The organism is Clavibacter sp. GW821-FHT01D01, assembly GCF_059422605.1.
On sequence record NZ_JBWKXC010000019.1, the window covers coordinates 1 to 23933 of the forward strand.

Below are 23933 nucleotides of genomic sequence, written 5' to 3' on the forward strand. Positions count from 1 at the left end.
GGAGGGCCGGGTGCGTGCACCCGGCCCTCCTGCACGTCCGCCCTCGAGGCGCCCGCGGCTACTCGACGAGCGCCACCACGAGCTCGACCTCGACGGGCGAGCCGAGCGGCAGCTCCGCCACGCCGACGGCGGAGCGGGCGTGGATCCCGGCGTCGCCGAGGATCTCCCCCAGCACCTCGCTGGCGCCGTTGATCACGCCGGGCTGCCCGGTGAAGCCCTCGGCCGAGGCGACGAATCCCGTGACCTTGACCACGCGCGCGATGCGGTCGACCCCGCCCGCCGCGTCCGCGGCCGCGGCGAGCCCGTTCAGCGCGCAGGTGCGGGCGTGCGCCTTCGCGTCCTCGGCGGACACCTCGGCGCCGACCTTGCCGGTCGCGGCGAGCGCGCCGTCGACGAACGGCAGCTGGCCGCTCGTGTAGACCAGGCCGCCGTGGACGACGGCGGGGACGTAGGCGGCGACGGGCGCCGCGACCGCCGGCAGCTCGATGCCGAGCTCGGCGAGCCGGTCGGAGATCGCGCCCATCAGGCGCCGTGCTCGGCGTCGCCGACGGGGCGCTTCATGTACGCGACGAGCCCGCCCTCGGGGCCGGTGACGACCTGCACCAGCTCCCAGCCCTGCGAACCCCACGTGTTGAGGATGGCGGCGGTGTTGTGGATCATCAGCGGCGTGGTGAGGTACTCCCACTGCCCGGGCGTTGCGGTCATCTCGGCTCCTTGCCGGTCGGGTCTGGATGCATGACGGGACGGGCGCGGGCGGCCGGCGCACAGGTCTCACGGGTTCCCATACACCCTTCCCGTACTCTGGAGTCTATGTCTGCTTCGAAGAACACGCCCGGCCGCGTCGCCGCCGCGCTCACGGGCGTCCTCGGCATGAGCGCCGTCGCCGGCGTGCTCGTCGCCGCGATGGTCACCCCGGCCATCGCCGTGACGAGCCTGGCTGCCAACAACACCATCGGGCTCTTCGAGGACCTGCCCGACTACCTGCAGATCGACAACCTCGCCCAGAAGACCGAGCTGTACGCCACGCAGGGCGGCCAGCCCGTGAAGTTCGCCGAGTTCTACGCGCAGAACCGCGAGGAGGTCGGCTGGGACGAGGTCTCCGACAACGCGAAGGCCGCGGCCGTCGACACGGAGGACCCCCGCTTCTACGAGCACGGCGGCGTCGACGTGCAGTCCACGTTCCGCGCCCTCGCCCAGAACGTGATCGGCGGCGGCGTGCAGTCCGGCGCGAGCACCATCACCATGCAGTACGTCAAGAACGTGCTCGTGCAGAAGGCGGAGACCCTCGCGGCGACCGACCAGGAGGCGGGCAAGAAGGCCTACGAGGAGGCGACGCAGGAGTCGACCGCCCGCAAGCTCAAGGAGATGCGCCTCGCGATCGGCCTGGAGAAGAAGTTCTCCAAGAACGACATCCTCCTCGGCTACCTCAACATCGCGAACTACGGCGGCAGCGTCTACGGCATCCAGTCGGCGGCCCGGTACTACTACGGCGTCGACGCGAAGGACCTCAGCATCGCGCAGGCCGCCAGCCTCGTCGCCACCGTCAACTACCCCGTCGCGCTCCGCATCGACGAGCCGGGCAACATCCCGGCCAACCAGGAGCGACGCGACATCCTCATCGACAACATGCTGAAGCACCACAGCATCACGCAGGAGCAGCGCGACGAGGCGATCGCCACCCCCGTGACGCCCACCATCACGCCGTCGGTGAGCGGCTGCAACGCGGCCCAGCCCGCCAGCGCCGCGTACTTCTGCGACGCCGTGAAGTACACGGTCGAGAACTCGGACGCCTTCGGCAAGGACGAGACCGAGCGCACCAACAACCTGAACCGCAACGGCTACAAGATCTACACGACGCTCAACCTCGACCTGCAGGCCAAGGCCACGGACGACATGCGCGCGCAGATCCCCACCACGATGAACAGCATCGCCGTCGGATCCGCCATGACGAGCGTCGAGGCGAAGACCGGCCGCGTCATCGCGATGGTGCAGAACACGGACTACGGCAACGGCGAGGAGGCCGGCGTCACGAGCGTCAACTACAACACCGACCAGGACTACGGCGGATCGCGCGGGTTCCAGGTGGGATCCACGTACAAGCTCGTGACCCTGCTCGAGTGGCTGAACGAGGGGCACTCGGTCAACGAGGTCGTGCGCTCGTCCAACGGCACGTGGAGCGGACGCGACTTCCAGGACTCGTGCACCGGGGGCAACCTCGGATCCGACGTCCTCCGGGTGACCAACGACGGTGCCGCTCCGGGCGCGAACCGCACGGTCATGTCGGGCACCGCCAACTCCACCAACACGGCCTTCATGGCCATGGCCTCGGAGCTCGACATGTGCGGCATCGGGAAGACCGCGAAGGCCATCGGCATCCACCAGGCCGTGCCCGACACGGAGCTCTCGAACTACGTCTCCGACATCATCGGCTCGGGCGGCAACAACATCGCCCCGCTCACCATGGCCCAGGCCTACGCGACGGTCGCGAACGACGGCACGACGTGCGACCCCATCCTCATCGACAAGGTCGTGCTCCCCGACGAGACCGAGATCACGCCGCCGTCCGCGAACTGCCGCGAGGCCGTGAGCGCCGACGTCGCCCACACCGCGGCCTACGCCCTGGCGGGCGTCATGAACGCCACGGGCGCTGCGGCGAACACGAACGACGGCACGCCCCTCATCGGCAAGACCGGCACCACGGACCGGGCGAAGGACACCTGGTTCGTGGGGTCCAGCACCGAGGTGACCACCGCCATCTGGGTGGGCAGCTCCTCGGGCCAGGACATCCGCCAGCGCACCACGAGGCTCCCGAGCGGCCAGCTCATGTCCACCGCGCGCTTCGCCGTGTGGAAGCCGTTCATGCAGGCCGTCAACGCCGTCTACGGCGGCCAGGCGTTCCCCGGCCCGGCATCCGAGCTCACCCGCACCCCCACCGTCCAGGTGCCGGACGTGTCGGGCATGTCGCTCGCGAACGCCCAGTCGGCCATCGAGGGCGCGGGTCTGAGCTTCGCCCAGGGCGGCGCCCGCGCCTCCTCGAGCGTCCCCGCCGGGCAGGTCTCCGGATCCGACCCGGGCGCCGGCGCGAACGCGGCACGCGGATCCACCGTGACCGTCTTCACCAGCAGCGGCCCCGACCAGGGTCAGCAGCAGCAGGGCACGCCGGGCACCGTCCCGGACGTCCGCGGCCAGGACCTCACGGGCGCCCGCCAGGCGCTGCGTGCGGCCGGCTTCGACGTGACGATCGCGCAGGAGCAGGTGGAGGACAACTCGCAGATCGGCCGTGTGACGCGCACGGAGCCCGCCGCCGGGCAGCAGAGCAGCGGTCCCGTGACGCTGTACGTGGGACGCAGCTGATGGGCGTGATCGGCACCCTCGCCCGCGCCGTCGGCGGCGTCGCGGCCGCCGGGGCCGCGGTCTTCGCGTACGCGTCCTTCTACGAGCGCCGCCGCTTCACCCTGCGCGAGGTGACCGTACCGGTGCTCCCGGTGGGATCCGACCCCATCCGGGTGCTGCACCTCTCCGACATGCACATGGCGCCGTGGCAGCACAAGAAGCAGCGGTGGGTGCGCGAGCTCGCGGACCTGCGGCCGGATCTGGTGGTCGACACGGGCGACAACACCGGCCACGAGCAGGGCATCGTCGCGGTCGAGGAGACCCTCGAGGCGTTCCGCGGCATCCCGGGCGTCTTCGTGCATGGCTCGAACGACTACTACGGGCCGATGATGAAGAACCCGTTCAAGTACTTCACCGCGAACACGCACGCCACGCAGCGTCCCGCGGACCTCGACCTGCCCCGGCTCGAGCGGCTCTACGCGTCGCTCGGCTGGCTCGACCTCAACAACGCCGCGGGCGCCATCGAGGTCAACGGCACGCTGCTGGAGCTCTTCGGCGTCGACGACCCGCACCGGGATTTCGACCGTCTCGAGGCGCTCCCCGGCGCCCTCGACGCGCTGCGCGAGGACGACGACGCGTACCAGGAGTCGTCCGGCGCCCCCGTGGTCTCCGTCGGCGTCGCGCACGCGCCCTACCGCCGCGTGCTCGACTCCTTCGTCACCAACGGCGCCCGGATGGTCTTCGCCGGGCACACGCACGGCGGCCAGGTCTGCGTGCCCGGGTACGGCGCCCTGGTCACCAACTGCGACATCCCGCGCCGCCAGGTGAAGGGGCTCAGCGTCTGGCCGCACGCCGATCGGGCCTCGTACCTGCACGTGAGCGCGGGCCTCGGCACCTCCATCTACGCCCCGGTGCGCTTCGCCTGCTACCCCGAGGCGACGCTCGTGACGCTCACCGCCGTCTGACGCGCGGGGCGTACGCGGGACCCCGGAACATCGGGTATCGTAGAGCCCGGCCCTCGGGCCATCGGGGTGTGGCGCAGTTTGGTAGCGCGCTTCGTTCGGGACGAAGAGGTCGCAGGTTCAAATCCTGTTACCCCGACACACCGCCTCCCAGAGGCACAGCACGACCGGCATCACCACGAAGGGCCGCTCCGCACGGAGCGGCCCTTCGTCGTCGTACGGACACCGTGCGGGGCCCGCGTCGATCCCGAGGCAGCGCGCCCTTCGCCGATGCGGCAGGCGAACGTGCCCGCACGCGCACGCGGCGAGCGGCACGCGGGCACGCGCCCTAGCGGGAACCGGGCTTCAGCCGCAGCGCCGGCCGCTCGATCGCGTAGTACGTGGCCGCGGACAGCGCGAGCGTCACGGCGCCGACCACGAGCGTGTTCAGGGCGAAGCCCGCCAGCGTGTCCGGCAGCACCAGGCCCGCCCGGCGGAGGAACCGGATCACGGGGAGGTGCCACAGGTAGACGCTGAACGAGATCGTCCCGAGCCAGGCGATCCACCGGAGCTCCAGGAAGCGCGTCACCGGGCCGAGGGAGCCCCCGCGGCGTGGCAGGGCGACGATGAGCAGCAGGGCCGCGCAGGAGGCCGCCACCAGGCTCTCCTCGAACGCCTCCACGGGCGCCTCGGAGGCGACGACGATCAGGGCCGCGGCGGCGATGCCCACGGGCACGCGCCAGGCCGCGACGCGGTCGCGGAGGCCGTCGTCCGAGGACAGGGTGAGCAGGACCACCGCGGCGGCCATCCCGTAGGCGAAGAGGTCGGCGTGGGTCAGGATGCTGCGGTTCGCGACGGCCTCCCCGGTGGCGCCCCACTCGCTCGCCAGGCGACCCTGATGCCCGAGCGGCGCCTGCGCGACCATGGACCACACCTTGCCGGCCATGCCGATCACGAGCAGCACGACGGCAGGAGCCAGGGCACGGACCCACGTCCCCCTCCCCCGCAGCAGACGCGCGGCGAGGACGGCGACGATGGGCAGCAGCACGTAGAAGCAGACCTCCACCGCCAGGGTCCAGGCGACTTCGATGCCGCTGCGCAGCGTGCGGGGGGCGTAGCCCTGCAGCAGCAGGGCGTTGAGCACGGTGTCGACGGGTCCGAGGGTGCCGATCTCCAGGCCCGCGTCGCGGGTGTCGCGGGGCAGGATCGCGACGCGGAGGACCAGGCTCACGAGGAGCAGCACGACGATGTAGCCCGGGAAGACCCGCAGCGCCCGGTTCGCGGCGTAGCGCGACAGTCGCGGCAGGGGCCCGCCGTCGATGAGGCTCCGCGCGAAGGGCAGGAACAGCAGGAAGCCGCTGAGCACGAAGAAGAGCGTCACGCCATGGCTGAAGAAGGCGACCTCGCCGACGAGCGGGACGTCGGTCGTGGGGCGGGCGAGCTGGCGCTGCACGTGGTACAGGAGCACGGCGACCGCCGCCACGCCGCGGAGGCCCTCGATCCCGGGCAGCAGCGTGCGCACGCGTGCGGGAGCGGACGTCGGGGTCCCGGTCATGATGGCCTTCCCGGCTCGGTGGTGCGGCGGTCGTCCAGTCTACGAGGCCCGTCCTCGGAGGCCGGATGGCGGACAGCACGACGGCCGCCGCCCGGAGGCGACGGCCGTCGGCGCGCGCTCCCCATCGAGCGCGGGCTCATCCCTCCGCGGGAGGTGCGGGCTCCGCCGGCGCCGGGGCCGGAGCGGCCGGCGCCTCGGGGGCCGTCGGGGCGGCGGACTGCGTGGGCTTCGGCGCGGGCGCCACGTACGGTCGCTTCGTCAGCGTGCTGGCGGGCGCCGGGAAGTCCTCGGCGGGGTACCGGTCGTCGATGAAGGTCTGCAGCGGCTTGAAGATGCGGTGACGCGCGCTGTCCGCGGCGGAGCCGTTGAGCACATTGCGGCGCATCGACGCGAAGCCCTCGACGTTGCCCACCCAGACCGCCGTGGTGACCTCGGTGGAGGAGCCGACGAACCAGGTGTCCTTCGAGCGGTCGGTGGTGCCCGTCTTGCCCATGATCTGCGTGCCGTCGCGCGGGTTCGACGCAGCCCCCGTGCCGCCCATGACGGCCTTCAGGGCGAAGGCAGCCGTGTTCGCGACCTCGGGGCTCATCGCCTGCGCGCAGGCGCTCTTCGGCGTGACCAGCTCGCTGTCGTCCGGGAGGACGACCTTGTCGATCGCGATGGGCGGGCACATGGTGCCCTGGTTCGCGACGGACGCGAAGGCCGTGGCCATCTGGAGCGGCGCGACGGTGTTGCCGCCCGAGCCGACCACGTCGGACGGGAAGCTCGAGAGGTCGCGCTTGTCCGCGTTGTAGGCACCCATGTCCGTGGCGGTCTTGCTGATGTCGCACAGGTCCAGCTGGCTCGCCATCGCGACGAAGGCCGAGTTGACGGAGGCGACGGTCGCGGCGAGGACGTTCTGGTTCGACGTGGCGCCGGTGTTCGTGTCGTTGGTCACCTTGTAGTCCGGGGAGCCGGCGAGGCTGTCACCGCACTGGGTGAACTCGCTGGCCGACCAGGTCGTCTTGGAGGCGTTGACCGTCTGGTAGATCGACTTCCCCGCCTTCAGCCAGTCGACGAGCGTGAAGATCTTGTACGTCGAGCCGACCTGGAACCCGGCGCTGCCGCCGTGCGCCTTGTCAGCGGAGTAGTTGATCTCGGTCACGCCTGGCTGGTCAGTCGCGACGCCGTAGTCGGTGTTCTGCGCCATCGCGATCACTCGGCCGGTCTTCACCTCGCGGGAGACCACGGATCCGCCGATCTGCGTGAAGCGCGCCGTGGTCGGCACCTGCTTGCGCATCTGGTCGGCCGCGTTGGCCTGGATGTCGAGGTCGAGGGTCGTGTAGACCTGCAGGCCGCCGCGCTTCAGCAGCGCGTCGCGGTCGGAGGCGGTCTCGCCGAACTCGGGGTTGGTGAGGATCTCGTTCTTCACGTAGTCGCAGAAGTACGCGGCCGAGATCGGGTTCGCCTGGATGCAGCCGCTCGTGGAGGGCGTGATCGTGGGGGTGATCTCCGCCGCCGCCGCCGCGTCGTACTGCTCCTGCGTGATCTTCTGCTCCTTGAGCATGTTGCTCAGCAGGAGGTCGCGACGGCCCTTGTTGCGCTCGAGGTTGTCCGGGTTGTCGATCTTGTAGATCTCCGGAGCGTTGACCGTCGCGATGAGGCTCGCGGCCTGCTCCAGGTTGAGGTCCGCGGCGGAGACGTCGAAGTAGTACCGCGCGGCCGACTCGATGCCGTAGACCCGGCTGCCGAAGTTCGCGATGTTGAGGTAGGCGAGGAGGATCTCGTTCTTGGAGTACTTCTTCTCCACCCCGATCGCCATCCGCATCTCCTTGAGCTTGCGGGGCATGTCGGGCTGCGTGGCCTCCTGGAAGGCCTTCCGGCCGGCGGCCTGCTGCTCCTCGTCCGTGGAGTCGACCATGTTCTGGGCCTTCTGGACCAGGACGTTGCGGACGTACTGCATCGTGATGGTCGAGGCGCCGGACTGCACCTCGTCGTTCAGCACGTTCTGCGCGAGCGCGCGGGCCGCCGACAGCACGTCGACGCCGCCGTGCTCGTAGTACCGGGGGTCCTCCGTGGCGATCGCGGCGTCCTTCGCGAACTGCGAGACGGCCTCCCACGGGACCTCCTCGCGGTCCTGCGAGAAGAACTCGGCGAAAGGAACCTGCTGGTCGCCCTGCTTGGCGAACAGCACGGTCTTCTGCGCGAGGTTGTCGATCTGCAGGTTGTCGGGGATGTCCTCGAACACGCCGATGGTGCTGTTGGCCGCGATGCCGGAGACGGCGATGGCCGGGGTCACCATGGCGGCGACGAGGACGCCGGCGATCGTGCTCATGCCGACGAGTCCGAGGAACGCGCCCAACCGGGTCGAGATGGTCAGGTCAGTTTTCCTCATGGTACGAATCTAACCCGCGCTCGGAGGTCGGGCATCCGCCCCGGGGATGGTCCCAGCTGCCCGTGGCCGAAATGTGATGAGTGCCCTCATCATGGGTCCGTACGGGCCTCCGGGGTAGCCGTTCCGCGAACCGCGCGCGACGTCCGGACGCGGCTCCCGGGGCCGGACCCGGGTGTCCTGCAGCCCGGTGCGCTGCGGGTCCGCGTTGCTAGGCTGCCGCCCTCATGGACCCCCTCGCCCCCGATCCCCGACGGCGCGCGCCACGTCCGAACGGGGATCAGGACGCGATGCCGGATCGCTCGACCTGGGGCGCCGTGCGGGATCGGGAGCGGCGGCGCCGGCGGCACCGTCAGGCCGCCCTCCTCCTGCTGGCCTACGTCGGGATCGTGGCGCTGGTCACGCTCGCCCCGGACAGCGTCGACCGCGGTGCGTACCCGACGCTGATGCGCGGCGTCCGCTTCCTGCAGCACCACGGAATCCCGGGCTTCCGCTACCCGATGATCGAGTCGGCCGCGAACGTCGTCCTGTTCGCACCGCTCGGGATGCTCGGCGTCCTCGCCCTCGGGAGCCGTCGCTGGCTCGCCGTGGGGGTCGCGGGCACCGCGCTGTCGGGCGCGGTGGAGCTCGCGCAGGGCGCGTTCCTGCCGGCGCGCGTGGCCTCCCTCGCCGACGTGGCGGCCAACGGGCTCGGCGCGCTCCTGGGGGCCGGCGCGGCCGCCCTGCTCTCCGCCCGCACGCGACGACGCGGGCGGATCCGGTCGTGATCGGATCCGCCCGCGTCGGGGGTCATGCGGTGTCGGGGGTCAGGAGGCCCGACGACGACGGGCCGAGGCGATGCCCGCGGCCGCGGCGCCCGCGAGGAGCAGGCCGCCGCCGGTGATCGCGAGGCCGGTCGGCAGGGTGCCGCCGGTGATGGGGAGCGAGCCGGACGCGGCGGCCGTGCTCGCGCTGGCCGGCACGACCGAGACGAGGCCGCACCAGTGGTCGCCGGACGCGGCGGTCTCGTTGGCGCGCCAGGTGCCCGTGGCCGTCGTCGGGACGACGAGCGTGCCGGAGACGGAGCCGTCGGCGGCGGCGACGACCGAGGCGGCCGGGTCGCCGGCGACGGCGGGCGCGCCGGCCGTGGCGGACAGGCGCAGGGCCACGGTCTCGCCCGGCGTGAACGCGCCGGCGGCACCGGTGACGGTGACGGACCCGCCGGGCGCGACGGCCGCGGGGGTCACGGACATGCCGGCGCAGGAGAGGCCGGAGTCCGTGGGGACGTAGTCCTCGGCCTGGGCGGCGAGTGGAGCGGAAGCGGTGAGCGCGAGCGCGACGAACGCGCCCGCCAGGGTCTTGGCGAGCATCTCGGGTGTGCCTTCACTGATACGCCCGAGACGGACGTGCGGGGCACGACGGGTATCGCCTCGGGGCGGTGGTGTCCGCGGCGCGCGATTTCGGGTCGACGCCAAAGGGCAGACAGCGGGTCGGGTAAACCCACGATCGCGATGCTATACGCGACCGGCTCCCCGGAGGAGGGACGCGGACGAGATGGACCCCGGACTGGGGTCATCGCACGGCCCGGAGACGGCGGAAGGCCCCGAGGCGATGCCTCGGGGCCTTCCGTCGCACCGCTCCGGAGGGAGTCAGGCGACGCGGGATCTGATGCGGGTCAGACCGTGGTGCGCTGGCGACGGACCGTCGCGAGGACCGCGACGAGAGCGGCGCCGAGGAGCAGCAGGCCGCCGCCGGTCCAGATGAGGACGACGGGGAGCTGGCCGCCCGTGACGGGCAGGCCCGCGGCGCCGTCCGAGGTGGAGCCAGTGGCGGTGCCGGTGCCGGCGGCCGCGACGACGGAGATCGTCGTGGAGACGGTGTTGCCCTGCGTGTCGGTCCCGGTCAGGGCGTAGGAGCCCGAGGCGGAACCGGCGGGCAGCGTGACGGTGACGCGGAGGCCGCCGGCGCTGGTCGAGTTCTTGGTGATGGAGTTGCTCGTGACGGCCATGGGGGCCGTGCGGAACGAGGCGAGCGTGGCGTTGGCCGCGTCCTCGCCGGTGATGGTGATCGTGACGGGCACGACGGGAGCGAAGGAGCCGTCCGCGAAGGTCAGCACCGTGCTCTGGCCGGGCGCGACGGTCGGGTCGCTGACGGTGACGCCGCCCTCTGGCGTGTACGGGGCCGCGGTGGCGGCGGTCGAGACGGTGAACGTCGCGGCGAGGGCGATGGCCGCCCCGGCGAGGATCTTCTTGAGCATGTGGTTCCCCCTGGATGAGATTGCTGGTGCACAGGGGTGCCTCGACGGACTCGGGTCCGTCGTCGATCGTTCCCCCACCGAGGACACTACTGGGATGCGTCGCAGGACAGCGAGCGGAATCGTGTTTCGATCGCGTTAATCACGGGGGTGGTCACGATCGACAGGGGGGTGTCGGTCCTTTTGTCCCCCAGCGTGTCCACGGAAATGCTGACGCTCTGACCGGGCTGCAGGGTGACCTCGACCTGGGCGACCGCGCGCCCGCCGACGATCTCGGGCTGGAACTCGACCACCTCGTCGTCGATGCGCACGCTGAGCGGCACCGTCCCGGGGGGACCGTAGACGGCGACCCGCGTCTTGATGTCCCCGGGCGCGACGCCGTAGACCCCTCCCCCGGTCACCACGAACGGGAGCGATGCCGCATCCGCCGGGGCCGTGGATCCGAGCGTGACCTCCGTGCGGTAGTTCGGCCGGCCGTCGTCGCGGCACATCGCCATGGCCTGCGTGGTCTCGAGCGTGAGGAAGTAGTCCATCTTCGCACCGGTGGCGTCGTTGAGGAACACGCCGAACTGCGTCGACTCGCTGTTGTCGGTGGGCAGCGACCCCTGGAACGTGGTGCCCGCGAGCGTCGCCTGCTCGTCGGGCCGGGCGTTCCAGAGCAGGATCCGCCGTTCCTCGGCGGCGCGCGACAGGGCCTTCACGAGCGCCGCGGGATCCACGTCGCCGGAGGAGACCCGGGAGAAGACCGAGTCGGCGACGCTCGCGAACACCGCGTCCTGCACGTCGGGGTCCGGGTAGCGGAGGTAGACGTCGTGGAGCAGCAGGTCGACGGCGTCGTCGGACCGGAGCACGTCGCCCGTCGACAGCGTGATGGGTCCGGTCGCCTCGAGCAGGTACGACAAGGCGACGGGGTCGATGCTGATGACGCCGTCGATGTCGTCGGCGTGCTTGAGCCGCCACATCTCGGCGGCGAGCGGCGCGGCCTGCGGGAACTCGGGGGTCAGCGTCACGTCCTGCATGTACCGGCCGGTGATGGTGCCGTAGAGGCCCGCCGTCTGGGGATCGAGCGGGAGCGCGGGCTGGTCGAGCCGCGGGAAGGCGCGCGCCGAGTCCTGCTGGGTGAGGGAGAACGACCCGCCGCCCGTGCGCACGAGCGCGAGCGCGCCCGGGATGCCGCCGGTGGAGCGCACCTCCGCGTTGTTCTGGAACATGAGCAGGTACTCGCGGTCGCCGTCGGCGCCGAGCATGGCCGGCGCGAGGTCGGCGACGTGGCGCACGATCGCGAGGGTGTCCGCCGCGGAGCCGACGGTCTCGCGGAGCCGGGTGACGGCGTCCGTGACCGGGCTGAGGGTCGCGCCCGTGTCGATGGCCGTGACGTCGTCGAGGGCGGCGTCGAGGGCGTCGTCCGCCTGGCGGACGGGCTCCTGTGCCGCGATGATCGGGTCGAGGTCGATCCGCCCGTCCTTCGGCGTCAGGCTGCTGACGTCGAGCGTCCCGGCGATCCCCACGACGGGCTGGAGGGCGTCGGAGCCCACGCGGTCGACCACGCCCGCGATCTCGCGGAAGGCCGTGAGGTTCGGGCCGACGAGGGGGAGGGCCTCCGTGGCCGCCCACACGGGATCGCCCGTCAGGGACACGGCTCGCGAGGAGTGCTCGCGCAGCTGCGCGACCCCGGCGGCGGCCCCCGGGGAGTCGCCCCCCAGGAGGTCGCGCTGGACGGACGAGGCGAGCGGCACGGCCTGCTCGAGCTCCGCCCGGGCGAGGAGTGCGCGGGCGGCTACCCAGGCGATCCACAGCACGACGATCAGGGCGACCACCGCGGCGGCGGTCCCGACGACCCTCCGTCGCGTCCACGGCCGTCGAGCGCGTCGCACTCGACGGGAGCGGATCGTGGAGGAGGTCACCAGCTGGCCCCTCCGTCGGTGGAGATGCTGACGGCGTCGCCCGTGAGGAGCCAGACGGCGCGACCCGCGGCGGACACGGCGACCTGGCCGCTCGTGGGGACGGCAGGAGCGCAGCCGACGGTGCTGATGTCACCCGAGGCGGGGACGATCCGGCCGATGCTCGTGCCGGTGCATGACTCCGCCGTGCCCGCCGTCAGGATCCCGTCCGGGCCGAGCGCGAGGGCCAGGGCACCGGGGGCATCCACCTGGCGGAAGTCCCCGCTGCCGGAGCGGACGTGCAGATCGCCGGAGGCGCAGAGCACCGCCGCCGCCTGGCCGCTGTCCACCACCTGCACCGCGTCGTCGCACGGCGCGTCCTGCGCACCCTGGACGAGCTGGATCGTGCCCGGCTCCTCCGGATCGACGTACGCCGTGGTCGAGGCGAGGGCAGGTGAGTCGCGCCAGAACTCCCCGCCCGTGAAGCTCTGCAGCGCGGTGCGCGAGCACGCGGCCGTGACGTCCGCGACGATGCTGCCCACGTCCGGGCTCTCGACGGTGAGCGCCAGCACGCGGCGGGCGTCGAACGAGTCGGTGGTACGGGCGTCCCACGTCCGGCCCTCGTCGATGGTGGTCTCGATGCGGGCCGCCTCGCCCGTGCAGGAGCCGGCGGTGGTGCGCCAGGCGACCTCCGCGTCACCGGCCGCGAGGAACACGGTCGGCGCGGCGACGGCGGTGGTGCCGGCGCTCGGGCTCGCGCTCGGTTCGGGGGTGGGCGAGGCCTCCGCGGTCGCGGTGCTCGCGGGGGCCGGTGCCGCGCCGTCGGATCGGTCGGCGTCGGTGCGCGTGACCGCCGCGGAGACGAGGATCAGGTCGATCACCAGGAAGGCCACGACGGCCGTGACGCCGACCCCGGGGATGAGCCGGGCGAGCGACGGGCGCTTGCGCTGGGCGCGGCCCGTGACGGCCATGGGCTTCCGGCCGTCCGGCGCGGTCCTAGCCACGACGGGCTCCCGCGGCTCGGTGCGTGCGGAGGGCGGAGGGGCGTCCTCCGATGCGGCGCGTGCGCGCCTCGGCGTGAGCCGACATGGTGTCTCCCGGTGTGGCGGGCATCCCGCGGCCGGCACGCCGCCCGGTCGGGCGGCGGGGTGTCCGGGACGCGTTCCCACGACGTTCCGGGGCCCGCTCCGGTGGGAGGACGGGCCCGTGGTCCGAGCAGCGGGGAGATGCAGGATGGAGCGGTGGTGTCCTCCGGATGGTACAGGGCCCCGCGCGGGGGCCCGCGACGACACGGGGCCGGCGGGCCCGCGCCGACCGGCGGCGGTCGGGATCAGGCCGTGGCGGGGGTGGGGCCGTCGGCGCCCTCGGGGCGGACGTACGAGTAGCCGTACTGCCCGTACCCGTAGGCGTCCGGGCCCTTGGTCGGGAGCATGGTGAGGACGACGCCCAGGACCTCGGCGCCGACGCTGTGCAGCGACTCGATGGCGGCGTGGACCTGCCCGCGGTGCGCCCGGCCGGCGGAGACCACGAGGATCGCCCCGCCCGCGCTCTTGGACAGGACCGCGCTGTCCGTGACGGGAAGGAGCGGGGGCGCGTCGATGAGCACGGTGTCGAACTCGGCCTCCAGCTCCTTCAGCAGCATGACCATGGTCCGCGATCCGAGCAGCTCGCTCGGGTTGGGCGGGATCTGGCCGGCCGGCAGCACGAACATGTTGCGGTTGCCCCACGGCTGGAGCACGTCCTTCAGCTGCGCGCGGCCGATGAGCACGTCGGTGAGGCCGACGGCGCCCTCGAGGCCGAGGTAGGAGGCGAGCTTCGGTCGGCGGAGGTCGGCGTCGATGATGGCGACGCGGGCGCCCGCGTCGCTCAGCGCGATCGCGAGGTTGGCGCTGGTGGTGGACTTGCCCTCGGACTCGACGGCGCTGGTGATGACGAAGCTGCGGGCACGGCCGCCGAAGTCGAGGAACTGGAGGTTCGTGCGGAGGCTGCGGAACGACTCCGCGCGCGGGCTGCGCGGGTCGGACTGGACGATGAGCGGGCGCTCCTTCGCCTTCGGGTCGAACGCGATGCCGCCGAGGATGGGCGCGTGCGTGACGAGCCGGAGGTCGCGCTCCCCGCGGATGCGCGTGTCGAGCGTGGAGCGGAGCACGGACACCGCGACGCCGAGGGCGAGGCCGATGAGCGCGCCGAGGGCCAGGTTGAGCGGCACCTTGGGCGATACGGGCGCGGCCGGGATGCGGGCCTCCTGCAGCGTCGTGATCTTCACCTGCGGCTGCCCGTTCGCGTCGAGGGGCGTGAGCTCCGCGACGACGTCGGTGAAGCTCGCGGCCACCGCGTTGGCGATGGTGGCGGCGGAGTCGGCCTGCTCGTCCTCCACGGCGATCTCGATGATGACCGTGTCGAGCGCCGCCGTGGCCGTGATCTTCGGCTCGAGCGTCTCCGCCGTGGCGCTGAGGCCCAGCTGGGCGATGACCGGCTCGAGCACGACCGGCGTGGAGACCACGTCGGCGTAGCTCTTCACCGCCCCCTGCGTGAACGTGCTGCCCTGGCTGAGGTCCTGCACCGTCCCCGCGGACTGCGTCGAGACGAAGACCTTGGACGTGGCCCGGTACTCCGGCGTCTGGACGAGCGAGTACCCCGCCGCCGCCCCGACGCCCAGGAGGAGGACGAGCAGGATCAGGATCCACGAGCGTCGCAGGATCCGGATGTATTCACGCAGTTCCACAGGCGATTCCCCCTCGTCGATGGAACGCCCCCCAACGGCGTCCGCTGCCATGCTCCCACAGGCGCGACCCGCCGTCGGACGCGGCGACGCTCACGGGACCACGGGGCCGAGGCGCCCCAGCATCTGGGGCGGCGGGGCGGCGTGAGGCCCGCTAACGTGGCGTGAGGGATCAGGCCACCCACCTCCCCTCTGCCGAACGCTCACCCGAAGAGAAGATCCGGACCCCCATGCCCGACGTCTGCGCTGCCCTCCTGCCCCTCGCGACCCTGGTGATCACCGGGGCGCTCACCGCCGCCGGGCTCCGCTCGCTCCGCGACTGACGGGCGGAGGGACCGCACGGGGCGCGTCTCAGGAGAAGTCCGCGTCCGGCCCCGCGGGGTAGCTGAAGACCGACGCGCTCGACTCGACGGGCCGTCCGCTCGTGAGCACTCCCCCGCTCTCGGCGAGGTAGCAGGCGCCGCAGAGCGACATGTACGTCACGTCCTCGCCGTCGATGGCGACCTGGTCGCCGTCGAAGATGAAGCGCTCCCCCACCTGCCGGGCGTTGAAGACGGCCTTGCGTCCGCAGCGGCAGATGGTCTTCATCTCCTCGAGGCTGTGCGCGATCTCCAGCAGGCGCCGGCTTCCCGGGAACGCCACCGTCTGGAAGTCGGTGCGGATGCCGTACGCGATCACCGGCACGTCCTGGAGGATCGCGATGCGCAGGAGGTCGTCGACCTGGGACTCCCGGAGGAACTGCGCCTCATCGACGAGGAGGCACGCGGTCGGCCCGCCCTTCTCCTGCAGCACGCGCTCGCGGTGGATCCCGAACTCCTGCCAGACGTCCGCGTCGGGCTCGAGCAGGAAGTCCACCGGTCGGCGGACGCCGAGGCGCGACACGATGTCGCGGTCGCCCTTGGTGTCGATCACGGGCTTCGTGAGCAGCACGTGCTGCCCGCGCTCCTCGTAGTTGTAGGCGGCCTGGAGCATCGACGTGCTCTTGCCGCTGTTCATCGCACCGAAACGGAAGTAGAGCTTGGCCATCTACCGAAGGTAGCCGTCCTCGGTGGCGCGTTCGATCAGGTCCGCCCGCCGTCCGGCGATCCGTCCGACCAGGCGGTACTTCGCGCGCACGCGCCGCAGGTAGGTCTTGGCCGTCTCGTACTGCACGTTCATCGCGGTGGCGACGTCCTGGGTGGAGCAGCCCGTGACGTAGAGGCGCAGCGCCTGCTCCTCCCCCTGGCTGAGGCGCGGGCTCGCGAAGGCACGGGCCGCGAGGGCGGACTCCTCGTCCTCGCGGCGCATCCGGCCGGCCCGCGCACCCGCGGCGACGGCGCGCACGGCCGCGACGATGTCGCCCGCGGGGACCGGACCGGTGAGCAGGGCCGCGGCACCCGCGTCGAGCACCCGGCGTCGGACCTCGTCGGAACCCGACCGCGAGAGCACGACGACCGCCGCTCCGGCCGCCCGGCAGGAGCGCACCCGGCCCTCGAGGCTGACGGCGTCCGCCAGGTCGTAGTCCACCACGACGACGTCCGTGGGGAACCGGGGCGACCTGACCAGCTGGAGCCAGGCGGTCGTGCTCACGACCACGTCGACCTCCGGGGCGCGGCGGCGGAAGATGGCGCACACCTCGTCGAGGGCCGACTCGTGGCCCATGAGCACGCCGATGCGGACGGGCACGGGCGCCGCCCGGCCGATGGCGTCGCGCGTCCCCGCACCGGGCTCGCGCAGGGTCGTCATGCCAGAACCTTAGCCAGGCCCTCCGCCCCGCCGGGGCCACCGTGCGTGGACGGACACCTGCCGCGCGGGATCAGAACAGGGTCGCCTGCGTCCCGGCGGCGGCCGGCAGCGCGGCGGCGACGAGCGGTCCCGGCGCGGGTGCCTGCGTCCAGCTGCGGCGTCCCCGCCCGGAAGTGGCGCGGGAGTCCGCCCCCTCCTGGCTCCATCCCGGGCGCGGTCGGGACGAGGTCGCGGCGCGCCCGCCCTCGAGACCCGGCAGGTCGGCCCGGGACAGGACGCCGCCCGTGCGGGGATCGACGCGACCGCCGCCCAGCCCGTGACGCCGGACCAGCGGGCCCATGCGCGCCGTCAACCACGTGCGGTACGCCTGCGGTGCGTAGGCGCCGCGCGCGTACAGGTCGAGGTACCGGCCGACGAGGTCCGGCCGCTCCCGCTCCAGCCACTCGAGGTACCACTCCTTCACGCCCGGCTTCAGGTAGAGGGCGGAGTACAGCACGCGCGTGCCGCCCGCCTCACGGATGCGGGTGAGCGCGTGGTCGAGGTGCTCCACGGAGTCGGTGAGCATGGGCAGGATCGGCATCATGAACACGGTGCAGTCCAGGCCCGCCTCCCGGATCGCCGTCACCGTGGCGAGCCGGGCGGCGGTCGTGGGGGTGCCCGGCTCGACGGACTGCTGCAGGTCGTCGTCGAGCACCGCGATGCTCATCGCCAGATCGACCGGGACGCTCCGCGACGCCTCCTGGAGCAGCGGGAGGTCACGGCGCAGCAGCGTCCCCTTGGTGAGGATGGAGAGCGGAGTGCCCGACGACGCGAGCGCCGCGATGATGCCCGGCATGAGCGCGTAGCGGCCCTCCGCGCGCTGATACGGGTCCGTGTTGGTGCCCAGGGCGACGCTGTCGTGCGTCCACGTCGGCTTCGCGAGCTCACGGGCGAGCACCTCGGCCACGTTGACCTTCACGACGATCTGGTCGTCGAAGTCGCGTCCCCCGTCGAGGTCGAGGTACTCGTGCGTGGGGCGGGCGAAGCAGTAGACGCACGCGTGCGTGCACCCACGGTAGGGGTTGATGGTCCAGCCGTACGGCATGACCTTCGACTCCCCCGGGACGCGGTTGAGGGCGGACTTCGCCAGCACCTCGTGGAAGGTCACGCCCTGGAACTCGGGCGTGCGCACGCTCTGCACCAGGTTGCTGAGGCGCGCGAGGCCGGGCAGCGCGTCGGCGCTGGCGTCCGACAGCTTCTGGGAGCTCCATCTCATGCGTCCATTCGAACACACTTTCGAACGAGCCGCACCCGGAGGGGACGCCGCGGGGCCGCGGAAGGCGGCCCCGCGGGATCAGGGCTGCAGCTCGAGGACCTCGGACGTCTCGGCGACGATCCGCGGGGTCTTCCTCGGGTCGGACGCGACCAGCGTGCCGTAGTTCGGGATCATGCGCCTCAGGGGCTTCCGCCAGCCGTCCATGCGGTCGGGGAAGCACCGCTCGAGGACGTCGAGCATGATCGGCACGGCCGTCGAGGCCCCGGGCGATGCGCCGAGGAGGCCGGCGATGCTGCCGTCGGCCGCGGCGACGACCTCGGTGCCGAACTGCAGCACCCCGCCCTTCTGCGCGTCCTTCTTCATGACCTGCACGCGCTGGCCCGCCGTGATGGGGTACCAGTCCTTCGGGTCGGCGGTGGGCATGAACTCGCGGAGCGCGTCGAACTTCGTCTCCTTGGAGGCGAGGAGCTGGCTGACGAGGTACTTGATGAGGCTCAGGTTGTCCTTCGCGACCGCGAGCATCGGGACGACGTTGTGCGGGCGGATGGAGGTGAAGAGGTCGAGGAGCGAGCCCTTCTTGAGGAAGCGCGGGCTGAACCCGGCGTAGGGGCCGAACAGCAGCGACGCCTGCCCGTCGACCACGCGCGTGTCGAGGTGCGGGACGGACATGGGCGGAGAGCCGACGGCCGCCTTGCCGTACACCTTCGCCTGGTGCTGGGCGACGATGGTCGGGTCGTCGGTGCGGAGGAACTCGCCGCTGATGGGGAAGCCGCCGAAGCCCCTGATCTCGGGGATGCCGGCCTTCTGGAGCAGGTGCAGCGCACCGCCGCCCGCGCCGATGAAGACGAACTTGGCGTCCACGCGGACGGTCGAGCGGCCCACCTCCTTGCGCACGTCGAGGCGCCAGGTGCCGTCGCCGTTCCGGGAGATGCGGCGGACGTCGTGGTTGAGGTGCAGGGCGGCGCCGTGCTCCGTCAGGTAGTCGACGAGCTTGTTCGTGAGGGCGCCGAAGTCGACGTCGGTGCCGCCCTCGAAGCGCGTGGCCGCGATGACCTCCGACTTGTCCCGCTGCAGGACCAGGAGCGGGGCCCAGGAGTGGATGACCGCCGGGTCCTCCGAGTACTCCATGTCGGAGAACAGCGGGTGGGCGCGCAGCGCGTCGAAGCGGCGGCGCAGGTAGCGGGCGTTCTCCTCGCCGCGCACGAAGGTCATGTGCGGGGTGGGGTTGATGAACTCCTTGGGCTCCGGCACCGCACCCGCGGTGACGAGGTGCGCCCAGAACTGGCGGGAGAGCTGGAACTGCTCGTTGATGCGGGTCGCCGACCCGATCTCGATCCTCCCGTCCTTCTCCGGCGTGTAGTTCAGCTCGCAGAGGGCCGCGTGACCGGTGCCCGCGTTGTTCCACGGGTTGCTGCTCTCCATGGCGACCTCGCCGAGCCGCTCGAAGATCTGGATGGTCCAGTCGGGTTCGAGCTGCTTGATGAGGGTGCCGAGCGTCGCGCTCATGATCCCGCCGCCGACGAGGACGACGTCTACCGGTTCCGCTGATTCACTCACCGGATCAGTGTACGCCCGTGCCTCCGGCCGCCCTCGGGACCGGAGCCGCGAGTAAGGGGGCGCTGACGAGGGCGGCTCGGGAGGGGTCAGCGACGTGCGGCGACGACCTCGGCGATCTGGACGGCGTTGAGCGCCGCGCCCTTGCGCAGGTTGTCGTTGCTGATGAAGAGGGCGAGGCCGCGCCCCTCCGGCGCGCCCTCGTCGGCGCGGATGCGGCCCACGTAGCTCGGGTCCGTCCCGGCCGCCTGGAGCGGTGTGGGGATGTCGGAGAGCTCCACCCCCGGCGCCGTGGACAGCAGCTCGGTCGCGCGGGCGACGCTCAGCGGCGCGGCGAACTCGGCGTTCACGGACAGCGAGTGGCCGGTGAACACGGGCACGCGGACGCAGGTGCCGCTCACGAGGAGCTCCGGGAGGCCGAGGATCTTGCGGCTCTCGTTGCGGAGCTTCTTCTCCTCGTCGGTCTCGAAGAGGCCGTCGTCGACGATGCTGCCGGCGAGCGGGATGACGTCGAACGCGATGGGGCGCTGGTAGACGGCAGGGGCGGGCAGCTCGACGGCGCGTCCGTCGTGGACGAGGCGGCGGAGCGCCTCCGGGCCCGCGGCGACGGCGGCCTCGGCCTGGCCGGCCAGCTCCTCGGCACCGACCAGGCCGGATCCGGAGACCGCCTGGTAGGTGCTGACCACGAGGCGCGTGAGGCCGGCCTCCTCGTGCAGGACCTTGAGGACCGGCATCGCGGCCATGGTGGTGCAGTTCGGGTTCGCGATGATGCCGCGGCGCGCGTCGTCGATGGCCTCCGGGTTGACCTCGGACACGACGAGCGGGACGTCGGGATCCATGCGCCAGGCGCTCGAGTTGTCGATGACGAGGACACCCGCCTCGGCGAAGCGCGGCGCCTGCGCGCGGGACGTGGTGGCGCCCGCGGAGAAGAGGGCGATGTCGAGGCCCGTGGGGTCGGCCGTCGCGGCGTCCTCCACGACCACGTCGCGGCCGGCGAACGGGAGCGTCGTGCCGGCCGAGCGGGCCGACGCGAAGAAGCGGATCTCCTGGAGGGGGAAGGAGCGCTCCTCGAGCAGGCGGCGCATGACCGCGCCGACCTGCCCGGTGGCGCCCACGACGCCGACGCGGAGGCCGGCGGTCTCGGGGGCCGGGGCGGGGGCGGTGGATCCGGCGGGTGCGGTGTCGGTCACGGGTGTCTCCTCCTGCGGTGCGGGATCGTGCGGGTCAGCGGCCGGTGCCGGCGTGGACGACGGCCACGTCGTCCGCGTCGAGGCCGAAGGCGTGGTGGACGACGCGCACGGCCTCGTCGATGGTGTCGGCGCGCGTGACCACCGAGATGCGGATCTCGCTCGTGGAGATCATCTCGATGTTGATGCCCGCGTCGGACAGCGCGGTGAACAGCTGCGCCGAGACGCCCGCGTTGGTGCGCATGCCGGCGCCGACGAGCGCCAGCTTGCCGATCTGGTCGTCGTGCTGCAGGCCCGTGAAGCCGACGGCGTCCTGCTCGGCGGCGAGCACCGTGAGCACGCGCTGGGCGTCCGACTTCGGCAGCGTGAAGGAGATGTCGGTGAGGCTCGTGGCCGCCGCGGACACGTTCTGCACGATCATGTCGATGTTCGCGCCGGTCTTGGCGACGATGGTGAAGATCTGCGCGGCCTTGCCCGGGACGTCGGGGACCCCGACGATCGTGACCTTGGCCTCGCTGAGGTCGGCGGCGACGCCGACGATGACGGGCTCTTCCACATTCTCTCCATCCGTGGGGTTGTAGACGATGGTGCCCTCGTTGTGCGTGAACGAGGAGCGGACGTGCAGCAGGACGCCGTGCCGGCGGGCGTACTCGACGGCGCGGATGTAGAGCACCTTGGCGCCGGACGCCGCGAGCTCCAGCATCTCCTCGCTCGTGATGCGGTCGATCTTGCGGGCCAGCGGGACGACGCGCGGATCGGCGGTGAAGATGCCGTCGACGTCGGTGTAGATCTCGCACACGTCGGCGCCGAGGGCGGCGGCGAGGGCGACGGCCGTGGTGTCGGATCCGCCGCGGCCGAGCGTGGTGATGTCGCCCGTGCCGCGGTTGAAGCCCTGGAAGCCGGCGACGATGGCGATGGCGCCCTCGCCGAGCGCGTCGCGGACGCGGCCCGGCGTGACGTCGACGATGCGGGCGGCGCCGTGCTGCGCGTCGGTGATCATGCCCGCCTGGCTGCCGGTGAAGGAGCGGGCGTCGTAGCCCATGCTCTTGATGGCCATGGCCAGCAGCGCCATGGAGATGCGCTCCCCCGCGGTGAGGAGCATGTCGAGCTCCCGCGGCGCGGGGATGGGCGTGACCTCGTGCGCCAGGTCGAGCAGCTCGTCGGTCGAGTCGCCCATGGCGGACACGGCGACGACCACGTCGTTCCCGGCCTTGCGCGTCGCCACGATGCGCTTGGCGACCCGCTTGATGCTCTCGGCATCGGCCACCGACGATCCGCCGAACTTCTGCACGATGAGGCTCACGGGCGACTCCTGGGGTTCGGGTGGGCGTGGGCGGCCCGGATGACGATTCTAGGGCGGGGGCGCCCGGGGATCCGGCGTGTGACGGTGCGGGGCGATGCGGAGGCGACGGCGGTGGAGCCGGGTCACTCCCCCACGAGGCGCCGGCCCTCGAAGGCGCGGCCGAGGGTGACCTCGTCGGCGTACTCGAGGTCGCCACCGACGGGGAGGCCGGAGGCGAGGCGCGTGACGCGGATGTCGAAGGTGGAGAGCAGACGCGAGAGGTAGGTCGCGGTGGCCTCGCCCTCCAGGTTCGGGTCCGTGGCGATGATGACCTCGGTGACCGTGGCGTCGGCGAGGCGCTGCATGAGCTGGCGGATGCGGAGGTCGTCCGGTCCGATGCCGTCGATGGGGCTGATGGCCCCGCCGAGGACATGGTAGAGCCCGCGGAACTCGCGCGTGCGCTCGATGGCGACGACGTCCTTCGCCTCCTCGACCACGCAGATGGTGGCGGGGCTGCGACGGGGATCCCGGCAGATGCCGCAGGTCTCCTCCTCGCTGACGTTGCCGCAGATGGCGCAGAAGCGCACCTTGTCGCGGACGACGGTGAGCACCTCGGCGAGACGCGAGACGTCGAACGTCTCCGTCTGCAGGATGTGGAACGCGATGCGCTGCGCCGACTTCGGGCCGATGCCCGGCAGACGGCCGAGCTCGTCGATGAGCTCCTGGACGATTCCCTCGTACATGCGGCGCTAGTCCTGACCTGTGGGGCGGATGGTGGGGCGGGCCTTCCGCTCGACGGGCTTCTCCTCGATGAAGCTCGCCTGCAGGATCTCGCGGACGACGGACTCGCCGTAGCGCTGCGGGGCGGCGGCGGGGGTCGCCTTCGCCGCCGGAGCGGCGCTGGCGACGGCGCTGGCGGCCGGCGGGGCGGAGGGGGCTGCGCCCTGCGAGGACGCCGGGACGGGACGGGTCGCCGGCGCCGCCTCGTCGGGGGACGCGCCGCCGGTGGCCCAGCCGGGCTCGGCGGGGCCGAACTCGTCGGGATCGGGCTCCTCGAAGTCGGGGACCTGCGAGTCGGGGACCACGGACGGACCGCGGCGGGGTGCGGCCGACGCGGACGCCCTCGGCGGGACGGGCGGGGCCGCGGGCGCGGACGGGGCAGGTGCGCTGGGGGCCGTCGTCGCCGCGGAGCGGTCGGGACGTGCCACGGGCGCGGACGACGGCTCGACGGCTCCGGGGTCGGACGTGGGGATGGCCACGGTGGCCCATCCGCCGCCGGCCGGCGTGACCTTGGCGGCAGGTGCCGACCGCGGCGCGGGCGTCGGCGCGGTGGACGCGGCCGGGGAGTCCGGTGCGGTGGATCGCGCCGAGCCCGGGGCCTGCCGGGACGCGGCGGCGGGTGCGCCGGACGATGCGGGGCGGCCGGCAGCAGGAGCCGCGGCCGGAGCGACCTCGGGAGCCGGGGACGGGGATCCGCCGCGGGCCGGGGCGGACCCGCCGTGCGGCTCGACGCGCGCGATGAACTTCACGCGCAGGCCGAGCACGTCGAGGATGGCCGTGCGCAGGATGTCGCTGACGCCCTGGCCGGGAGCGCCGCGCTCCTTGAACTTCTCGGCGTCGTTGGCGCTGACGAACGACAGCGTGAGCACGTCGCCCGCCAGGGCGCGGGGCGTGGCGGTGACGGCGACGAGCCACGCGCTCCGCTTCGCCTTCTCCACGGCCTCGACGACCGACGGCCAGGAGTCGCGCAGCTGCTCGAACGTGACGGGACCGACCGGGGCGGCAGGGGCTGGGCTCGGAGCGGAGGCGGTCGGTGCGGAGGGGGCGGGGTCTCTTCTCCACATCTCCGAGCCCACGAGACCGGTCGGCATATCTGGGGGGGCGTTTTTTTTTTT

Annotated in this window: 20 protein-coding genes and 1 tRNA gene; 4 read left to right on the forward strand and 17 right to left on the reverse strand. The window is 72.4% G+C overall.

Going from position 1 to position 23933, the window contains the following annotated elements; all coding sequences use genetic code 11:
- Positions 1-58: 58 nt before the first annotated feature.
- Positions 59-523: a RidA family protein gene (locus tag AC07VC_RS15815; RefSeq protein WP_104344362.1), complete on the reverse strand. Its 465-nt coding sequence runs from the start codon at positions 521-523 to the stop codon at positions 59-61.
- Positions 523-705, reverse strand: coding sequence for a Sp36 family protein (gene sp36, locus AC07VC_RS15820; RefSeq protein WP_317229811.1), 183 nt, complete (start codon positions 703-705; stop codon positions 523-525). The genes AC07VC_RS15815 and sp36 overlap by 1 nt, the downstream gene beginning before the upstream one ends.
- Positions 706-810: 105 nt before the next feature.
- Here sp36 and AC07VC_RS15825 point away from each other — a divergent pair, with 105 nt between their 5' ends.
- The 3 genes from AC07VC_RS15825 (at position 811) to AC07VC_RS15835 (ending at position 4434) form a co-directional block, all read left to right on the forward strand.
- Complete coding sequence (locus AC07VC_RS15825; RefSeq protein ID WP_494675342.1) at positions 811-3354, forward strand: transglycosylase domain-containing protein; 2544 nt, start codon at positions 811-813, stop codon at positions 3352-3354.
- Positions 3354-4298 carry a metallophosphoesterase gene (locus AC07VC_RS15830; RefSeq protein ID WP_494675341.1) on the forward strand — a complete coding sequence of 315 codons (945 nt, stop codon included), beginning with the start codon at positions 3354-3356 and terminating at the stop codon, positions 4296-4298. Before AC07VC_RS15825 ends, AC07VC_RS15830 begins: the two co-directional genes overlap by 1 nt.
- Before the next feature lie 62 nt (positions 4299-4360).
- Positions 4361-4434, forward strand: a tRNA-Pro gene (locus tag AC07VC_RS15835).
- A 189-nt stretch (positions 4435-4623) separates the two neighbouring features.
- Here the strand turns inward: AC07VC_RS15835 and AC07VC_RS15840 are convergent.
- Positions 4624-5829 carry an acyltransferase family protein gene (locus tag AC07VC_RS15840; RefSeq protein ID WP_494675340.1) on the reverse strand — a complete coding sequence of 402 codons (1206 nt, stop codon included), beginning with the start codon at positions 5827-5829 and terminating at the stop codon, positions 4624-4626.
- Positions 5830-5965: 136 nt separating this feature from the next.
- Positions 5966-8203, reverse strand: coding sequence for a transglycosylase domain-containing protein (locus AC07VC_RS15845; protein WP_494675339.1), 2238 nt, complete (start codon positions 8201-8203; stop codon positions 5966-5968).
- A gap of 287 nt (positions 8204-8490) precedes the next feature.
- Here AC07VC_RS15845 and AC07VC_RS15850 point away from each other — a divergent pair, with 287 nt between their 5' ends.
- Positions 8491-8967 (forward strand): VanZ family protein, encoded by a 477-nt coding sequence (locus tag AC07VC_RS15850; RefSeq protein ID WP_494675338.1) that lies wholly within the window; start codon positions 8491-8493, stop codon positions 8965-8967.
- 39 nt (positions 8968-9006) lie between these two features.
- Here the strand turns inward: AC07VC_RS15850 and AC07VC_RS15855 are convergent, their stop codons facing one another.
- From AC07VC_RS15855 to AC07VC_RS15915, 13 genes are all read right to left on the reverse strand, one after another.
- On the reverse strand, positions 9007-9549 hold the full coding sequence (locus tag AC07VC_RS15855) for a sortase (RefSeq protein ID WP_494675337.1): 543 nt from the start codon (positions 9547-9549) through the stop codon (positions 9007-9009).
- Between the two features lie 305 nt (positions 9550-9854).
- The gene (locus tag AC07VC_RS15860; RefSeq protein ID WP_494675336.1) at positions 9855-10436 is read right to left on the reverse strand and encodes a sortase; all 582 of its coding nucleotides are present in this window, start codon (positions 10434-10436) and stop codon (positions 9855-9857) included.
- 86 nt (positions 10437-10522) lie between these two features.
- The gene (locus AC07VC_RS15865; RefSeq protein WP_317229763.1) at positions 10523-12250 is read right to left on the reverse strand and encodes a DUF4012 domain-containing protein; all 1728 of its coding nucleotides are present in this window, start codon (positions 12248-12250) and stop codon (positions 10523-10525) included.
- An 83-nt stretch (positions 12251-12333) separates the two neighbouring features.
- Positions 12334-13317: a hypothetical protein gene (locus tag AC07VC_RS15870; RefSeq protein ID WP_494675335.1), complete on the reverse strand. Its 984-nt coding sequence runs from the start codon at positions 13315-13317 to the stop codon at positions 12334-12336.
- A 326-nt stretch (positions 13318-13643) separates the two neighbouring features.
- Complete coding sequence (locus tag AC07VC_RS15875; RefSeq protein ID WP_317229761.1) at positions 13644-15038, reverse strand: tyrosine-protein kinase domain-containing protein; 1395 nt, start codon at positions 15036-15038, stop codon at positions 13644-13646.
- 348 nt (positions 15039-15386) lie between these two features.
- A complete protein-coding gene (locus AC07VC_RS15880; protein ID WP_317229760.1) occupies positions 15387-16061 on the reverse strand; it encodes a thymidine kinase in 675 nt (224 codons plus the stop codon).
- Positions 16062-16760 carry a helix-turn-helix transcriptional regulator gene (locus AC07VC_RS15885; protein ID WP_317229759.1) on the reverse strand — a complete coding sequence of 233 codons (699 nt, stop codon included), beginning with the start codon at positions 16758-16760 and terminating at the stop codon, positions 16062-16064.
- 70 nt (positions 16761-16830) lie between these two features.
- Positions 16831-18015, reverse strand: a complete 1185-nt coding sequence (locus AC07VC_RS15890; RefSeq protein ID WP_494675334.1) for an Rv2578c family radical SAM protein — start codon at positions 18013-18015, stop codon at positions 16831-16833.
- A 78-nt stretch (positions 18016-18093) separates the two neighbouring features.
- Entirely contained in the window at positions 18094-19572 is a 1479-nt protein-coding gene (locus AC07VC_RS15895) for a malate:quinone oxidoreductase (RefSeq protein ID WP_317229757.1), read from the reverse strand.
- A gap of 86 nt (positions 19573-19658) precedes the next feature.
- The gene (locus AC07VC_RS15900; protein ID WP_494675333.1) at positions 19659-20759 is read right to left on the reverse strand and encodes an aspartate-semialdehyde dehydrogenase; all 1101 of its coding nucleotides are present in this window, start codon (positions 20757-20759) and stop codon (positions 19659-19661) included.
- A 34-nt stretch (positions 20760-20793) separates the two neighbouring features.
- A complete protein-coding gene (locus AC07VC_RS15905; protein WP_317229755.1) occupies positions 20794-22059 on the reverse strand; it encodes an aspartate kinase in 1266 nt (421 codons plus the stop codon).
- A gap of 122 nt (positions 22060-22181) precedes the next feature.
- Positions 22182-22781: a recombination mediator RecR gene (gene recR / locus AC07VC_RS15910; protein WP_012297640.1), complete on the reverse strand. Its 600-nt coding sequence runs from the start codon at positions 22779-22781 to the stop codon at positions 22182-22184.
- 6 nt (positions 22782-22787) lie between these two features.
- The gene (locus AC07VC_RS15915) at positions 22788-23882 is read right to left on the reverse strand and encodes a hypothetical protein (protein ID WP_494724487.1); all 1095 of its coding nucleotides are present in this window, start codon (positions 23880-23882) and stop codon (positions 22788-22790) included.
- Positions 23883-23933: the final 51 nt, after the last annotated feature.

Coding starts and splice junctions, on each gene's coding strand:
- AC07VC_RS15890 (WP_494675334.1), bottom strand. CDS start 18,015: ATGAGATGGAGCTCCCAGAAGCTGTCGGACGCCAGCGCCGACGCGCTG.
- sp36 (WP_317229811.1), bottom strand. CDS start 705: ATGACCGCAACGCCCGGGCAGTGGGAGTACCTCACCACGCCGCTGATG.
- AC07VC_RS15825 (WP_494675342.1), top strand. CDS start 811: ATGTCTGCTTCGAAGAACACGCCCGGCCGCGTCGCCGCCGCGCTCACG.
- AC07VC_RS15880 (WP_317229760.1), bottom strand. CDS start 16,061: ATGGCCAAGCTCTACTTCCGTTTCGGTGCGATGAACAGCGGCAAGAGC.
- AC07VC_RS15915 (WP_494724487.1), bottom strand. CDS start 23,882: ATGTGGAGAAGAGACCCCGCCCCCTCCGCACCGACCGCCTCCGCTCCG.
- recR (WP_012297640.1), bottom strand. CDS start 22,781: ATGTACGAGGGAATCGTCCAGGAGCTCATCGACGAGCTCGGCCGTCTG.
- AC07VC_RS15885 (WP_317229759.1), bottom strand. CDS start 16,760: ATGACGACCCTGCGCGAGCCCGGTGCGGGGACGCGCGACGCCATCGGC.
- AC07VC_RS15860 (WP_494675336.1), bottom strand. CDS start 10,436: ATGCTCAAGAAGATCCTCGCCGGGGCGGCCATCGCCCTCGCCGCGACG.
- AC07VC_RS15855 (WP_494675337.1), bottom strand. CDS start 9,549: ATGCTCGCCAAGACCCTGGCGGGCGCGTTCGTCGCGCTCGCGCTCACC.
- AC07VC_RS15830 (WP_494675341.1), top strand. CDS start 3,354: ATGGGCGTGATCGGCACCCTCGCCCGCGCCGTCGGCGGCGTCGCGGCC.
- AC07VC_RS15850 (WP_494675338.1), top strand. CDS start 8,491: ATGCCGGATCGCTCGACCTGGGGCGCCGTGCGGGATCGGGAGCGGCGG.
- AC07VC_RS15845 (WP_494675339.1), bottom strand. CDS start 8,203: ATGAGGAAAACTGACCTGACCATCTCGACCCGGTTGGGCGCGTTCCTC.
- AC07VC_RS15840 (WP_494675340.1), bottom strand. CDS start 5,829: ATGACCGGGACCCCGACGTCCGCTCCCGCACGCGTGCGCACGCTGCTG.
- AC07VC_RS15815 (WP_104344362.1), bottom strand. CDS start 523: ATGGGCGCGATCTCCGACCGGCTCGCCGAGCTCGGCATCGAGCTGCCG.